Annotated in this window: 12 protein-coding genes, 1 tRNA gene and 1 riboswitch; of the genes, 12 read left to right on the top strand and 1 reads right to left on the bottom strand. The window is 40.5% G+C overall.

Annotation, left to right across the window (positions count from 1 at the left end):
- Positions 1–208 precede the first annotated feature (208 nt).
- Positions 209–299 (bottom strand) — tRNA-Ser (locus tag I6758_RS11320).
- A gap of 596 nt (positions 300–895) precedes the next feature.
- Between I6758_RS11320 and I6758_RS11315 the strand changes: the two genes are divergently transcribed.
- From I6758_RS11315 to scpA, 12 genes are all read left to right on the top strand, one after another.
- Entirely contained in the window at positions 896–2,101 is a 1,206-nt protein-coding gene (locus tag I6758_RS11315; RefSeq protein ID WP_196605378.1) for a trans-sulfuration enzyme family protein, read from the top strand.
- A 25-nt stretch (positions 2,102–2,126) separates the two neighbouring features.
- The gene (locus tag I6758_RS11310) at positions 2,127–3,722 is read left to right on the top strand and encodes a nitrite/sulfite reductase (protein ID WP_196605377.1); all 1,596 of its coding nucleotides are present in this window, start codon (positions 2,127–2,129) and stop codon (positions 3,720–3,722) included.
- A 220-nt stretch (positions 3,723–3,942) separates the two neighbouring features.
- Positions 3,943–5,232: an O-acetylhomoserine aminocarboxypropyltransferase/cysteine synthase family protein gene (locus I6758_RS11305; protein WP_196605376.1), complete on the top strand. Its 1,290-nt coding sequence runs from the start codon at positions 3,943–3,945 to the stop codon at positions 5,230–5,232.
- A gap of 180 nt (positions 5,233–5,412) precedes the next feature.
- Positions 5,413–5,907 carry a pyridoxamine 5'-phosphate oxidase family protein gene (locus tag I6758_RS11300; RefSeq protein WP_196605375.1) on the top strand — a complete coding sequence of 165 codons (495 nt, stop codon included), beginning with the start codon at positions 5,413–5,415 and terminating at the stop codon, positions 5,905–5,907.
- 3 nt (positions 5,908–5,910) lie between these two features.
- Entirely contained in the window at positions 5,911–6,234 is a 324-nt protein-coding gene (locus I6758_RS11295) for a hypothetical protein (RefSeq protein ID WP_196605374.1), read from the top strand.
- Positions 6,235–6,328: 94 nt separating this feature from the next.
- The gene (locus I6758_RS11290; RefSeq protein ID WP_196605373.1) at positions 6,329–7,351 is read left to right on the top strand and encodes an ROK family protein; all 1,023 of its coding nucleotides are present in this window, start codon (positions 6,329–6,331) and stop codon (positions 7,349–7,351) included.
- A gap of 14 nt (positions 7,352–7,365) precedes the next feature.
- Entirely contained in the window at positions 7,366–8,286 is a 921-nt protein-coding gene (locus I6758_RS11285) for a PHP domain-containing protein (RefSeq protein ID WP_196605372.1), read from the top strand.
- A complete protein-coding gene (locus I6758_RS11280; RefSeq protein WP_196605371.1) occupies positions 8,271–9,440 on the top strand; it encodes an MFS transporter in 1,170 nt (389 codons plus the stop codon). Before I6758_RS11285 ends, I6758_RS11280 begins: the two co-directional genes overlap by 16 nt.
- Before the next feature lie 79 nt (positions 9,441–9,519).
- Positions 9,520–10,062: a flavodoxin family protein gene (locus I6758_RS11275; RefSeq protein ID WP_196605370.1), complete on the top strand. Its 543-nt coding sequence runs from the start codon at positions 9,520–9,522 to the stop codon at positions 10,060–10,062.
- Positions 10,063–10,266: 204 nt separating this feature from the next.
- Positions 10,267–10,635, top strand: a complete 369-nt coding sequence (locus I6758_RS11270) for a MerR family transcriptional regulator (protein WP_196605369.1) — start codon at positions 10,267–10,269, stop codon at positions 10,633–10,635.
- 73 nt (positions 10,636–10,708) lie between these two features.
- Positions 10,709–10,888, top strand: a riboswitch (cobalamin riboswitch).
- A gap of 210 nt (positions 10,889–11,098) precedes the next feature.
- Positions 11,099–13,306 (top strand): methylmalonyl-CoA mutase family protein, encoded by a 2,208-nt coding sequence (locus I6758_RS11265; RefSeq protein ID WP_196605368.1) that lies wholly within the window; start codon positions 11,099–11,101, stop codon positions 13,304–13,306.
- A complete protein-coding gene (scpA, locus tag I6758_RS11260; protein ID WP_196605367.1) occupies positions 13,306–15,504 on the top strand; it encodes a methylmalonyl-CoA mutase in 2,199 nt (732 codons plus the stop codon). The genes I6758_RS11265 and scpA overlap by 1 nt, the downstream gene beginning before the upstream one ends.
- The last annotated feature ends 1 nt before the right edge of the window (position 15,505 follow it).

Raw genomic sequence — 15,505 nt, 5'->3', positions numbered from 1 at the left:
GCAGCGCCCCTGTATTTGATGGTAAGCATCTTCTACTTCGCTAGGAGTTGGATATCCGAGCAAACAATATGGCCATTTAGAATTATACCGTTGGATATATTCAAAGCAGATCAGACGTAGCATTTGCTTAAAGAAACTCTAATAGTGCTCATAAACAGAAAAAAGCGGCATCAGAAATTTCTTTCCAATGCCGCTGACCTTACAAAAATGGCGGAGTGAGAGAGATTCGAACTCTCGCACCGGTTACCCGGTCTAACGATTTAGCAAACCGTCCTCTTCAGCCTCTTGAGTATCACTCCATAATATTAAATTGTCAACAGAAACAATCCGTAAATGGCTGCCTGTTAAACAACTCCTTAAGAACATCTAATATATTATCAAATAAATTTTTAATTGTCAATGATTTTTTTATTTTGCCTGCTGATTTTATATATTGCATTAATAAAAAATTTGACTAAAACGAAATGATATGTTATTATCTATTTGATAATGAATATCATTCCTTTCTAACTCTCCAATAATATATGTATTGTATTATCCACTACACAACGTCTGCCGTAACGGCAGGCGATTTTTTTTATTTAATCAGCTGGGTTTGATAACTAAATAAGATAATCTGAAATGAAGATCTTTTTTAGTATAATTTTTTTATCGTTCATCAAAATTTTCTGGAGAACTGACCGCATTATTTGTTTACCAAGATAAAATGCGGGTAATAATTGAGTTATTACGGCATGAGTATTCCAATTGACATAACGGATTGTGCATGCTATCATACCAATAATGATTACATTGGCTGATTAGAAAAACTAAAGGTCAGGGTATGTGCAGCAGGCATGTGCTCTGACCTCTTTTGTTTTTCTGCAAATATTTTTAAAGAATGAGGATGATCAATATGGCAAAAAAAGCATACGGGAAAAAATATGGTTTTCAAACAAGAGCTGTGCATACCGGCAATGACGTAGATAGTGAAACCGGTGCTATTAAGCGGCCTATAACGATGGCAAATAGTTATGAGCTGCCGTATGATCCTTCTGATATGAATTGGAGCAGTGCCGACAAAAGCATTTACACGCGCAATGGGGGCAATAATCAGAAATACCTGCAGGAAAAATTAGCGTCACTGGAAGGTGGGGAAGACTGTGTAGTATTGGCCAGTGGTGTTGCAGCTCTTTCTGGTTTATTTTTTTCTCTTCTTAAAAGCGGGGATCATGTAATTTTTTCCAGTGTCACCTATATAGCTGTATATCGCTTGTTTAACGAGCTTCTAAATAATAAATTTAATATAGAAACATCGATCATTGATACCACAGATCCGGAAAATATAAAAAAAGTATTGAAATCAAATACAAGACTGATACATATAGAAACTCCGGGGAATCCCACGCTGATGGTTTCAGACATAAAAAAAATTGCTGATGTAGCGCATGCTAATAATGTGCTGCTTTCTGTTGATAATACGTTTGCTTCTCCGTTTAATCAACGCCCGATAGAGTTGGGAGCTGATTTTGTCATAGAAAGCCTTACAAAATATATAAATGGACATGGAGATGCATTGGGTGGGGCAATCATCGGCAAAAAAAGTTATTTGGATACTGTAAGGGCGCAGGCACAAATAAATCTTGGCGGCGTCATCAGTCCTTTTAATGCATGGTTGATTATGCGCGGAGCTGTCACACTTCCATTACGAATGAGACAGCATAACGAAAATGCCCAAAAGGTTGCCGAATATTTAGAAAGCCTCTCTTGTGTGCGTTTTGTGGCATATCCTGGATTGAAATCACATAAAGGACATATTATTGCAAGAGCGCAGATGGCGCCGGGATTTGGCGGAGTGCTGTCCTTTGGATTAAATGCTGATCATGATACACACAATAAGTTTATCAGCCAGTTAAAAGTTATTACATCCGCTGTGTCCCTTGGACATGATGAAAGTCTGATAGTATTTTTGGGAGAAAATGATGAGCGGCAGTATCTTTATCCCGAAGAATTTCACAAAGGTTTTTTCCGATTTAGCGTGGGAATAGAAGATACTGAGGATATTATCGATGATCTGCGGCAGGCATTAACGAAGGTCAAGCTTTTGAATGCCGATATATAATAAAATAATTTGAAGGTGTGTTTATATGTCTTATAGTGCAATATGGTCAGAAAATAAAAATCTGAATGCAGTTGAAAAAACTAAACTGAAAAAAGATGGTCTTGATATTATCAATGAAATAATCGATAAATATTCAAAAACAGGCTATGAGAGCATAGATCCCGAAGATATTGGTCTTTTTAAATGGGCCGGTGTTTATGAGCAAAAACCTAAAAATGGATATTTTATGCTCAGGGTGCGTATGACATCTGGCATTATGAATGCAGCACAGGCAAAAACGCTGGCTGATATAGCAGAAAAATACGGACGAGGCATAGCCAATATAACTACACGTGGATCAGTGCAGTTTCACTGGATAAAAATAGAAAATATCCCTGATATATTTTACAAACTAAAGTCCTGCGGAATGAGTTCCTTTGAAGCCTGCGGTGACTGTACCCGTTCTATTGTAGGAAACCCTCTGACAGGTATTGATAGAGAAGAACTGATAGATACCAGCTCCATAGTAAAGGAAGTAAACGATTTTTTCCTTTTAAACAGAGATTTTTCAAATCTGCCCAGAAAATATAAAATATCGATATCTGGCAGCATTTATAATACTGCACATGCGCAAATAAATGATATATCGTTTACTCCGGCAATCAAAACTGTTGATGGAGAAGATGTTCTGGGATTTCATGTTTGGCTGGGCGGCGGTCTTTCCAGTACACCTCATCTGGCAAAAAAACTGAATATTTTTGCCAGACAGTCGGATGTTTTGAAAATAGCCGAGGCAGTATGTATTATTTTTCGTGATAATGGATACCGAGAAAAGCGCATCCGTGCACGACTAAAGTTTCTGCTTGATGATTGGGGCGTGGAAAAATTCGAGTCAAAAATAAAAGAGCTCACCGGTCCGCTGCTAAAATCGGGTATTGATAAAACAGTTTCATGGAATGCATCCTATTATTATGGTATTCATCCGCAAAAGCAAAAAGGAAAAAGTTTTGTAGGGCTTAATATTCCTTTTGGTGAAATAACTGCCAGGGATTTGGCTGAACTTGCCTCAATAGCGGATGCCTGCGGAGATCAAAAGCTTCGTACAACACTGTCACAGAATATAATAATTTCCGGTATTGATGATAACGCTGTTCCGCAGCTGATCAAAAAGAACATTTTCACACGTCTGCCCATAATGCCCAAAAATTTTCTTGGCTATACTGTAGCCTGTACTGGAAATGAATTCTGCAATCTGGCTATTGTCGAGACTAAAAACAGAGCCAGACAAGTGACGAGCTATCTTGATAAAAAAATTGCTATGGAAATACCTGTGCGCATTCATTTTACGGGATGTCCAAATTCGTGCGGGCAGAAACACATTGCAGATATAAGCCTGCAGGGCGGACGGATAAAGACAGAAGACGGAATCAAAGATGCCTTTACTTTATGGGCAGGAGGAACATTGGAAGGGTGCGGACATTTCGCTGAAAAGATAAAAGATCTTACTGATGCGGATGAAGTACAATTTATATTGGAAAAAATGCTTCTTTTTTATAAAAAAAATTCTCTGCCCGGAGAAAATTTTACATCTTTTGTAAATAGAGAAGGGATCGACAGGCTGAAAAATGCAGCCATAGTTTAGGATATGGCTTTAATATAATGGTTATTTCTTATTGACATCCTAATAAACACATGCTAATATATAAATCATATCATTACATTATTACATTTGGCTAATTAGAAAACTAAAGGTCGAAGTGTGCGGAGGGCATGCTTTGATCTTTTTCTTATTGTAGGTAGCAGCCGCTTCCCTGAAACTGGTAGGCGGTTAATAAAATATAAAATAAAAAGAGGTAATAAACATGAGTGAACATCAGTATAAATTTGAAACTTTACAGCTTCATGTCGGACAGGAACAGGCCGATTCCGCAACAGATTCACGAGCTGTTCCTATATATCAGACAACATCGTATGTTTTTAAAAACAGCCAGCATGCAAGTGATCGTTTTGGACTCAAAGATGCGGGAAATATATACGGCCGCCTCACCAATACCACACAAGATATATTTGAAAGACGCATCACTGCATTGGAAGGCGGGGTGGCCGGTCTTGCGGTGGCATCCGGTGCGGCAGCCGTAGCATATGCATTTCAGGGATTGGCGCATGCAGGTCACCATATTGTTTCAGCTACAACTATTTATGGCGGTACATATAACTTTCTCGAACATACATTACCGGATCGCGGAATAACTACAACATTTGTTGACCCTGCGGAAGGCATAGATGCATTTGATGCCGCGGTTAAAGAAAATACCCGTTTGATATTCATCGAAACTATAGGCAACCCCAATGCCAATCTCATTGACATAGAAAAGATAGCTGCTGTAGCGCATAAGCATAAAATTCCACTTGTAGTTGACAGCACTTTTGCTACACCTTATCAGGTAAAACCGTTCGATTACGGTGCTGATATAGTTGTCCATTCTGCTACGAAATTTATTGGTGGACATGGCACTACATTAGGTGGTGTTATTGTTGACAGCGGCAAATTTGACTGGGTGGCTTCAGGGAAATTCCCCCATTTGGTGAAACCAAATATTAGTTACCATGGTATAAGTTTCGCAAAGGATATCGGTGCACCTGCTTTTGCAATATATCTGCGTGCATTGCTGCTGCGTGATACGGGGGCAACTCTTTCCCCATTTAATGCGTTCTTATTACTGCAGGGAACAGAAACTTTATCGCTGCGTGTTGAACGCCATGTAGAAAATTCACTTAAAGTAGTAGAGTTTTTGAGCACTCATCCGAAGGTTGCCAAGGTCAATCATCCGGCGGTGTCTGATAATCCTGACCATGAACTTTATAAAAAATATTTTCCTAATGGCGGTATATCCATCTTTACTTTTGAAATAAAAGGCGGAGAAAAAGAAGCGCGTAATTTCATAGACCATTTAAAGATATTTTCATTGCTTGCTAATGTAGCCGATGTGAAGTCGCTTGTTATTCATCCAGCAAGCACGACTCATTCACAGATGAGTGCTGATGAACTGGCACAGAGCGGTATTACACCTTCTACCGTTCGTTTGTCAATAGGTACTGAGCATATTGACGATATCATTTGGGATTTGAAACAAGCTTTTGATGCTGTCTGAGAGAACATAAGATAATAATTTGAGTAGCATAGTATTGACATTTGACTAGAGCGTGATTTATACTGTTTACAGATAAAATTACCGCCGGGTAACGTCCTGTAATTATTCCGTTAGGCCTTTGAAGGAATAATTGCAGGACGTTTTTGTTTTTTATTTATTAGAAATTGAGGAGTGAATAATATGTTTAGGGAAATGCGGCGCAAGCGGCAGCTTTTGTTGAAAAAAGAAATTGATGAAATTTTAAAATACAGGACTGTAGGAATACTTGCTGTTCATGGTGATAACGGTTATCCTTATGCAGTGCCTGTGAGTTATGCGTATGGTAAAGGGAAAATATATCTGCATTCTGCACGCAGCGGGCATAAAATAGACAGTTTAAAAAATGATGCAAGAGTGTCTTTTTGTGTGGTGGATAAAGATCAGATTGTACCGGAAACTTTTACGACCTATTTTCGCAGTGTAATTATTTTTGGAAGAGCAAAAATTATTAAAAATGAAGCAGAAAGAATAGAAATATTGTCCAGATTAGGAGAAAAATACGCACCGGGAAGAATAGCGGAATGCCAAAAAGAAATTCAAACTCAATTGAATAATACGTGTGTGATAGAAATTACCATAGAACATATGACGGGCAAGGAAGCTATAGAATTAGTACAAAGCAGAGAGCAGGTCTAAAGTATGATAAATTTAATTTTAGATCAAAAATGGCTTATTTTGTTCTGTTTAGAAATTTTGGCATGGTTGATTACATTCTTTATGCTGTATGTGCGATACAAGATGAATTCTTCAGGCTGGTTCCGAATTTCGGCTGTAATGTTTTTCGTGACAGGTGTAATTCCTCAAACGTTGTTGGGAATCGTGAATTTTATAAACGCTGGACAATTTGATGTCTTTACTGCTGTATTGCTGATGCTATTGTTATATGGTTTTACTTTAGGGCGCGTTCATACGAGGCGAATAGATAGGTGGGCAAAAAGAAAATTTATTGCACCAAAAAATTAGGATAGCGATTGAAACGTATTTGGAACAATTTATAAAAGACTTTACAATGTAGCAGGGGAATGATAAACTAACTTTATAAAGGAAACTTATAAAGATGGTGAATATTTTGCATAAAAAAGATTTGCGCAGTGAAAATTTGGAGCTTTTACGTTTGTGCCTCAGACGAGTTCGACAGGCTACTAAACCTCAAATGGCAAAGTATACAGGGTTGAGTGTAGTTACAGTTAATTCTCTTTTACAGGATCTTTTGTTGAACGGCGAAGCTGCTGCGGCTGAAGAAGCAGAATCCTCGGGAGGACGGCGGGCACAAACTTATAGTTTTAATGCGGAACATCGCCTGGCATTGATTATTTATATGCATGAAAAAACAGGCCGCGATACTATGTTTATTTCAGTGGATGATTTGCTGGGAAATACATTAGAAATTTCTGAGCTGCAGCCAAAAAAGATAAATCTGGAATATTTTACTGAAGTTCTTCGTCCTTATTTTAATAAATATCCGCAAATTTCAGTAATTGTAGTTGGACTTCCGGGAGTTGAAGTAAAAGGGAAATTGGTTATAAGCGATTATCCCGGATTGCAGGATACGATGTTTTGCCAAAGTCTTTCGACGCAGCTGCAGTGCCCGGTGATTTTTGAAAACGATATCAACGTCACAGTAGCAGGCTATATTTACTCATTGGAGGAAAAATACCGTCAAGAAACCGTTGTGGGTATTTACTTTCCTCAGAATTATCTGCCGGGGGCAGGAATTTTTGTAAAGGGAAATCTCTACAGGGGACGCGATGGGATTGCGGGAGAGATGGGACACTGTTTTAGGACATTTAAGCCAAAGTATAAAATCGAATTTGCAGACAAGGCCTCGACAGTCAATTGTGAAGCTATACGAAATGCAGTACAAGCGATATTGCTTTTTGTATCAACATGGAATCCGCATCGTATAGTCATTTACAGCGAAGTAATTCAGCCTGCGCAGACAGAATTTATCAGAAAATGCTGCGTGCATGAAATTTCAGAAGAATTTTTGCCGAAAATTACGATTAAATCAGAAATATATGAAGACTATAAAAAAGGCATACGATGTTTGGCTGCAGAGTATTTAAACAATAAAAAATAAATTAAGGAGATTTTATGGAAAAATGGTTTGACTTGCATATGCATTCGAGCTACAGTGCTGATGGGGAATTTACACCGGAGAATTTGATGAAAAAATGCGCCGCAGCAGGATTAAAAGCGGTGGCATTAGCTGATCATAATTCTACACGTGGTGTTTTATATGCTAAACAGGCCGCAGTGGAGCTGGGCTTGGCATATTTTCCTGCAATAGAAATTGATTGCATACATGAGAAGCACAACTTTCATCTTTTGGGATATGGTATACATGCAGATGCAGTGATTTTTAGAAAAATTGAGCGGGATGTACATGAACAGGAAATTGCTGCATCAGATAAGCTGATTGAACTTGTACGGAAAATGGGTTTTTATTTTAGTGAAGAATTGGTAAGGGCAAAAGCGAAAAACGGTGTGGTTGTTGCTGAGATGCTGGCAGAGGTTATACTGAATGATCCGCATAATAATGAGAATAGTCTCCTTTTACCTTTGCGGCCCGGTGGCGCACGCAGTGACAATCCATTTGTAAATTTCTTTTGGGATTTTTGTTCGCAGGGAAAAGCTGCCTATGTGCCTATGCGTTATATTTCACTTGCTGAGGCTGTTTATGCTGTTCAAAAGAACGGCGGTGTGGCTGTGCTTGCGCATCCAGGTGCCAATATTGGTCAAAATCGTGAAATTATAGAATCTGTTATAAAAGCCGGTGTTGATGGCATTGAAGTTTACAGTAATTATCACGACGAAAAAACTAAAAGATTTTATGCGAAAATTTGCATTGAACATAAAAAAATCGCAACTTCGGGAAGCGATTTTCATGGTAAAACCAAGCCTTCTATATATTTAGGAGAATTGGAGCATCCGTATGCTCATAAGGTATATGGGCAGCTTGTACAAAAAATCAAAGAACGCGGCGGGGAGATGGTAGGATGTCTTCAGATATAATAGAAAAATCTGTGCTGAAAACTCCGGGAATTTGGCAGCGGCATGCTACACGTGCCATTTTTTTCATCGGCGGCTTCGGGGCAGCATCATGGGCGCCTCTTGTCCCGTTTTTAAAAGCAAGACTGCAGCTTGGCGAAGATGTTTTGGGTATGCTGCTTCTTTGTATCGGTATCGGTTCGTTGTTTACAATGCCGCTCACTGGTATTGCGGTTGCACGCTTTGGCTGTCGAGTGGTGCTTGTGAGTGCAGCTTTTATTTATACAGTGCTGCTTCTGACTTTGAGCCAGGTAGCTTCTTTATGGATGGCAGTACCGGCACTTCTAGTATTTGGAGCTTCCATGGGTATGGTGGATGTAGCAGCGAATATTCATGCGGTTATCGTAGAGAAAGCTTCGGGAAAACGCTTGATGTCGGGAATGCATGCACTCTGGAGTGTTGGTGGCTTTTCGGGCGCCGGTATTTTTGGTATATGGTTGAATTTCGGCTACACACCATTTATGGCCACTATTTGCGCGACAATAATCATGCTTTTTTCATTGTCTTTCTTTGGACGTCACCTGTTGAGTTATGGGGGCGGGAAGTCAGGGACTTCGCTATTCGCTGTTCCACACGGAATAGTAGCCTTTGTAGGAATAATTGCATGTATTGCTTTCTTAGTTGAAGGAGCTATCATGGATTGGAGCGGTGTGTTTCTCACATCGGTACGAGGTCTTGACATATCAATGGCTGGTACAGGATTTGCGGTATTTTCAGCCGCGATGCTTATAATGCGCCTGACAGGAGATCGGCTTGTGCAAAAACTCGGCAGCAAGCCTATCATTCTTGGCGGCAGCCTCCTGTCTGTCATGGGTTTCCTGTTTGTCATTCTGGCATCATGGCAGCCGCTTCTCTATGCGGGCTTCTTCCTTATCGGTATCGGCAGTGCGAATATCGTGCCGGTATTCTTTTCATTGCTTGGTAAACAAAAGGTCATGCCGCTTAATATGGCAGTATCGGCAGTAAGTACATTAGGCTATTTGGGAATATTGATGGGACCGGCAGTAATCGGTTTTATTGCGCATCAAACAAGTCTTTATACATCGTTTGCGCTGCTGGCAGGACTTGTGGCATTGCAGATGTGCATTGCGGGCTATGTATATAAAAAAGTATTATGAGGATCGATTTTGTATGCGGCTGAAAAAATTATTGCAAGATGTTGAAACTAAACTAAAAAAATAGTAGGGAGATATTCATGTGAAGAAAATTGTGGTTTTGACGGGAAGCTCACGAAGAAATGGTAATAGCAACACAATGGCTGATTGTCTTATTGCGGCTATAAAAGAAACAGAGAATGAGGTGAAACGTTTTGATACAGCCTTTTTAAAGATCGAAGGTTGTCGGGTTTGTGATACATGTTTTAGTAAAGGAACTGCTTGTTCCTTTACGGATGATTTTAATCATATTGCAGAGTCAATACTCGCTGCTGATATAGTTGTTTTTGTATCACCCGTTTATTGGTATACCTTTCCAGCCAAGTTAAAAGCTGTCATTGATAAATTTTATTCTTTTTGTGTAGGAGAGCAGGGAATAGGAAATAAAAAATGTGCACTTATTACCTGCTGTGAGGAGAATCAAATGGAAACTTTCACGGGGATAAAATTTTCTTATGAAAAAATGATAGGGTTGTTGAAATGGGAATCAGTCGGAGAAATTATGATGCCAGGAGTACTAGAAATTGGAGCGATAAAAAATATTAATTATGAAAAACCATTGCAAAGTCTGGCGGTATCATTTTAAAATTGTTGATAACAGGGAATAAAAAGATTTCTGATCAATATGTATCGTACTATAGCATATGTTTATATTAAAAAAATTATATAAATAATATTGACTTTGAGTGAACACCATGTAGTAAAATTTAAATTGAAAAGTATATCAGAAACGTTTTAGGATAAAAATGTGCCGCGGGAAGAGTCTGTCTTCAAGTAGGGAGAAATAAAAATGACAATATCAGAAGTAAGTGAAAAATATGGTATGACACAGGATACATTACGTTACTATGAACGTGTAGGATTGATTCCGTCGGTGCCGCGTAAACCAAGCGGTGTTCGCGATTATGATGAGCATAGCTGCGGCTGGGTGGAGTTTATTCGGTGCATGCGCAGTGCAGGACTGCCGGTTGAAACATTAATTGAATACGTACGGCTCTGGCAGGAAGGATCAAAAACAAAGGCAGCACGAAAACATTTGCTTATTGAAGAAAAAAAGCGATTGGATAAACGAATTGCTGAAATGCAGGCTACACAAGCAAGATTGGCTTCTAAAATTGCACATTATGATAATATGAACAGAGTTGCGGAGACATTGTGAGAATCAAAAAAGCGTAATATATGAAAATTTAATTGACAAACCTGATAAATAAAGTTAATATTAACATGAAAATTGAATATAGTTGGAGACAGGTGTCAGAAATGACTTAATAGGGAATCCGGTATGAAGCCGGAGCGGTCCCGCCACTGTGAAGATGAATTTTTCAAACTGTGCCACTGAAGCAGAAGCTTTGGGAAGGCTTGAAAAAATGATGAATCTGAGCCAGGAGAACTGCCTGTTTTAACATCACCGTTAGTGTTGGTGCTCATTTACCGATACTTATACCTGCGAGAGATAGGGAGGGAGATTTGATACTGTGGATATGGATCACATGGTAATATTCTCCGGCTTTGTTGTTAAGGCCGGATTTTTATTTTCTGAGAGATTTTATTGAAACTGCTATTTTAATCTACCTGCTTTCTGCGGGTAGATTTTTTTGTTTCTCAATAAAAGGAGGTTTCTGATGAAAGATGAAGTAAAAAATCAAGATGACAGTGATAATCTTGATCTTCAGGCTATTTTGAAGAAGGCGGACCAGCAGACAGACTTTCCTAAAGTGCCCTTTGATGAATTTGCAAAGCCTACGCATGAAGAATGGAAGGAAGCATGTATAGCACTGCTTAAAGGTGCACCATTTGAAAAAAAAATGTATACGAAGACGTATGAAGATATAACGTTTGAACCTATGTATACGAAAATAATGACGGAAGATATACTGCCCAAAAATTCCTTTCCCGGTATGGACGATTTTATGCGTGGCAGCAGGATAAATGGCTATATTGAAAAACCGTGGGGAATCGCTCAGGCCTGCGATGAAAGCATGCCAAAAGAGAATAATGAGCTGTTGAAACATGAAGTGGACAGGGGATCAACAATTTACAATATAAAGCTTGATCAGGCAACGTTGCAGAATAAGGATGCGCAGTATGCTGAAAAAGTAGGCGATGGAGGATGCAGCATAACTACCTTGGCAGATATGCATCAATTGCTGAGCGGATTGGATCTGAATAAATATGGTCTTTATATTTATTCAGGTGCATCATCTCTGCCTGTCCTTTCCATATCCGTAGCTGCATTGCAGGCATCAGGCTGTCCTGTAAAAGGTATGCACGGAATAATAGGTGCAGACCCTTTGGGCGAACTGATAAGTCATGGAAAAAATTATGCCGGTCTTGATTCTCTGTATGATGAAATGTATGAATGCGCCTCATGGGCATACGAAAAGTCACCAAAAGTCAGAACTATAATGGTGCGCAGTGATGTTTTCAGCTGCGGCGGAGCAAATGACGTGCAGGAAATAGCATATACACTCTCTATGGCTGTTTCTTATCTGCGCGCTTTGCTGGAACGCGGTATGGAAATAGATGCCGCAGCTTCACAGATAAGTTTCACTTTTTCGATGGGTGCTAATTTTTTTATGCAAATAGCAAAACTGCGGGCAGTACGGCCGATATGGGCGAAGATAATAAAAGAGTTTGGCGGTGGTGAGGATGCTCAAAGAATGTATATTCATGCCCGCCCGGCACTCTTTTGCAAAACGGTTTATGATCCGTATGTAAATATGCTCAGAAATACGACAGAAATTTTTTCCGGAGTAGTAGGTGGTGTAGATTCTTATGAAAATGCACCTTTTGACGAACCTATCAGAAAGGGGGATGAATTTTCACGGCGTATTGCCCGAAATGTCCAAATTATCCTCCAGGAAGAATTTGGTCTGTTGAAACCTATTGATCCTGCCGGAGGTTCATGGGCAGTTGAAAGCCTCACGCAAAAAATAAAAGAGAAAATATGGGCAGAATTTCAGCTCGTAGAAGAAAAAGGCGGGATGCTGGAAGCACTCAAAACAGAATATCCGCAAAAACAGATAGCGGATATTCTTCAGGCAAGATTTAAGAATGCAGAGTTCCGCAGAGATCGTATTGTGGGTAATAATATGTATCCCAATATGACGGAAAAACTTATTGATAAACGCCCCGAAGATGCGGACAGTTTAAAGAAACAGAGAATGAACGATATCGGTGATTATTTATCGGATGTTGATGAAATATTTAAGCAGGAATGTTTGGCTGCATTTGGCATAAGTGATAAAAAAAGGCTGGTAGATGATGCGATTGAAGCTGCTAAAGCAGGGAGTTCAATTGCAGAGCTGCGCAGGATGATGGATAAGAGAAAAAGCGGGGCAGGCGAATGTATCACGCCTATATTGCCGCACCGCTGGAGTGAACGTTATGAGGCTTTGCGCAGTGTGACGGAAAATTATAAAGAAGATACAGGAAAAAATGTAAAAATATTTTTAGCGAATATGGGGCCTATACCGCAGCATAAGGCCAGAGCGGAATTTTCTACCAGTTTTCTGCAGGTAGGCGCTTTCGATGTTCTTGCCAATGAAGGATTTAAATCCAGCGATGAAGCGGTCGAGGCAGCAAGGGTATCGGGGGCGGATGCTGTTGTCATATGTTCTACCGACAAAACTTATCCGGAGATAGTACCGGAGCTTGCACCGAAGCTAAAACAGGCACTGCCTCATGTGACAGTGTATCTGGCAGGAGCTGCTCCCAAGGATCTGGAAGAAACTTATCGTAATGCGGGGGTTGACGATTTTATCTCGGTGAAAGCAAACTGCTATAAAATTTTGCAATTCCTGCAAAAAAAGAAAGGGATGGTAGGATAATGGCATTTAGGAATCCTGATTTCAGTAAAATCGGCCTCGGCGATGCATCTTTCCATTCAAAAGATGCATGGATGAAAAAGCTGAAAGACGAAATAGGTTTGAATTATGATGCTCTTGCCGGTAAAACAATGGAGCATATTCCTATTAAACCGATTTATAATTTTGACGAATATGCTCATATGAATCATCTTGATTTTGCCAGCGGTATTCCGCCATGTCTGCGCGGGCCCTATTCTACAATGTACGTATTTCGGCCGTGGACTGTCCGTCAATATGCAGGTTTTTCAACAGCGGAAGAGTCAAATGCCTTTTATCGCCGCAATTTGGCTGCAGGACAAAAGGGCCTATCCATAGCCTTTGATCTGCCTACACATCGCGGTTACGATTCGGATAATCCGCGTGTCTTGGGAGATGTAGGCAAGGCCGGCGTAGCTATTGATTCCATTTTAGATATGCGCATATTGTTCAACGGGATACCACTGGACCAAATGTCTGTCTCGATGACAATGAATGGTGCAGTGCTGCCGATAATGGCCTTTTATATTTTGTCCGGCGAAGAACAGGGCGTGGATAAAAGCGTTATGGCCGGTACGATTCAAAATGATATACTGAAAGAATTTATGGTACGCAATACGTATATATATCCGCCGGAAATGTCCATGCGCATCATCGGTGATATCTTTGAATATACGACGAAATATATGCCTAAGTTCAACAGTATTTCCATTTCCGGTTATCATATGCAGGAAGCGGGGGCCACGGCTGATATAGAACTCGGCTATACGCTGGCCGACGGATTGGAATATATACGTACAGGAGTGAAGGCCGGCCTGCCGATAGATGCTTTCGCAAAACGATTATCATTTTTCTGGGCAATAGGAAAAAATTATTTTATGGAAGTAGCCAAAATGCGTGCGGCACGCGTACTCTGGGCTAAGATAGTCAAATCGTTTGGTGCCGAAAACGGTAAATCAATGGCATTGCGCACACATTGCCAGACTTCAGGATGGTCGCTCACGGCGCAGGATCCTTTCAATAATATTGCCCGTACATGTATGGAAGCTATGGGCGCGGCCCTGGGACATACCCAGTCACTGCATACGAATGCCCTTGATGAAGCAATAGCGCTGCCGACTGATTTTTCTGCGCGTATTGCCCGCAATACACAGCTTTATATACAGGATGAAACGCGTGTATGCAAGATTATAGATCCTTGGGGCGGCTCTTACTATGTGGAAGCATTGACAGATGAAATAATCAGACGGGCGTGGGCGCATATTCAAGAAGTAGAAGCATTAGGCGGTATGGCGAAAGCTATTTCCACAGGGCTGCCTAAAATGCGCATTGAAGAAGCTGCTGCACGCCGTCAGGCACAGATAGATTCACGCAATGAAACAATAGTGGGCCTCAATAAATATCGTCTGGAAAAAGAAGATCCTCTGCAAATTCTGGCAATAGATAATACGGCAGTGCGCAATTCTCAGATAGAACGTCTGAAAAAACTGCGTGCAGAAAGAAATGCCGATGAGGTGCGCAGCTGTCTTGAGGCATTGACCAATGCTGCTGAATCCCGTGACAATGGGAATTTGCTTGAGCTTGCCGTAAATGCGGCAAGAGCGCATGCTTCTCTTGGTGAAATATCGGATGCAGTTGAAAAAGTATCGGGCCGTTTTAATGCGGTTATTCATACAATATCAGGCGTTTATTCATCCGAATTTACGGACAAGACTGAACTGGAAAAAGCCCGCGGTATGGCCGATGACTTTGAAAGGCTGACAGGCCGCCGACCGCGTATTTTTGTCGCCAAGATGGGGCAGGATGGCCATGACAGAGGACAGAAGGTAATAGCCTCGTCATTTGCTGATATGGGCTGGGATGTGGATGTAGGGCCTTTATTCCAGACTCCTGCAGAAACGGCGCAGGATGCAGTCGACAATGATGTGCATATGGTAGGCTTCAGTTCGTTGGCCGCAGGACATAATACGTTATTGCCTCAGTTGGTGGAAGAATTGAAAAAACTTGGGCGTGAAGATATTATGGTGGCTATCGGAGGCGTTATACCTGTGCAGGATTACGATTACCTATATGAACATGGTGCGGCAGCTATATTCGCTCCGGGTACAAATATTCCTGAAGCAGGTATAAAACTGCTCACACTTTTGATCAAAGAGGTTAAAGCAGAACTGGCCGAGGTGTGAA

The sequence above is a fragment of the Pectinatus haikarae genome (genome assembly GCF_015732185.1).
GTDB classification, from domain to species: domain Bacteria; phylum Bacillota; class Negativicutes; order Selenomonadales; family Selenomonadaceae; genus Pectinatus; species Pectinatus haikarae.
The sequence above is the reverse complement of the archived record's forward strand: the minus strand, read 5'-3'. Positions and strand labels throughout refer to the sequence as shown.

Excerpts from the sequence above, each read along its gene's own strand:
- I6758_RS11315 (WP_196605378.1), top strand. The coding sequence starts at position 896 with ATGGCAAAAAAAGCATACGGGAAAAAATATGGTTTTCAAACAAGAGCT.
- I6758_RS11310 (WP_196605377.1), top strand. The coding sequence starts at position 2,127 with ATGTCTTATAGTGCAATATGGTCAGAAAATAAAAATCTGAATGCAGTT.
- I6758_RS11305 (WP_196605376.1), top strand. The coding sequence starts at position 3,943 with ATGAGTGAACATCAGTATAAATTTGAAACTTTACAGCTTCATGTCGGA.
- I6758_RS11300 (WP_196605375.1), top strand. The coding sequence starts at position 5,413 with ATGTTTAGGGAAATGCGGCGCAAGCGGCAGCTTTTGTTGAAAAAAGAA.
- I6758_RS11295 (WP_196605374.1), top strand. The coding sequence starts at position 5,911 with ATGATAAATTTAATTTTAGATCAAAAATGGCTTATTTTGTTCTGTTTA.
- I6758_RS11290 (WP_196605373.1), top strand. The coding sequence starts at position 6,329 with ATGGTGAATATTTTGCATAAAAAAGATTTGCGCAGTGAAAATTTGGAG.
- I6758_RS11285 (WP_196605372.1), top strand. The coding sequence starts at position 7,366 with ATGGAAAAATGGTTTGACTTGCATATGCATTCGAGCTACAGTGCTGAT.
- I6758_RS11280 (WP_196605371.1), top strand. The coding sequence starts at position 8,271 with ATGTCTTCAGATATAATAGAAAAATCTGTGCTGAAAACTCCGGGAATT.
- I6758_RS11270 (WP_196605369.1), top strand. The coding sequence starts at position 10,267 with ATGACAATATCAGAAGTAAGTGAAAAATATGGTATGACACAGGATACA.
- I6758_RS11265 (WP_196605368.1), top strand. The coding sequence starts at position 11,099 with ATGAAAGATGAAGTAAAAAATCAAGATGACAGTGATAATCTTGATCTT.
- scpA (WP_196605367.1), top strand. The coding sequence starts at position 13,306 with ATGGCATTTAGGAATCCTGATTTCAGTAAAATCGGCCTCGGCGATGCA.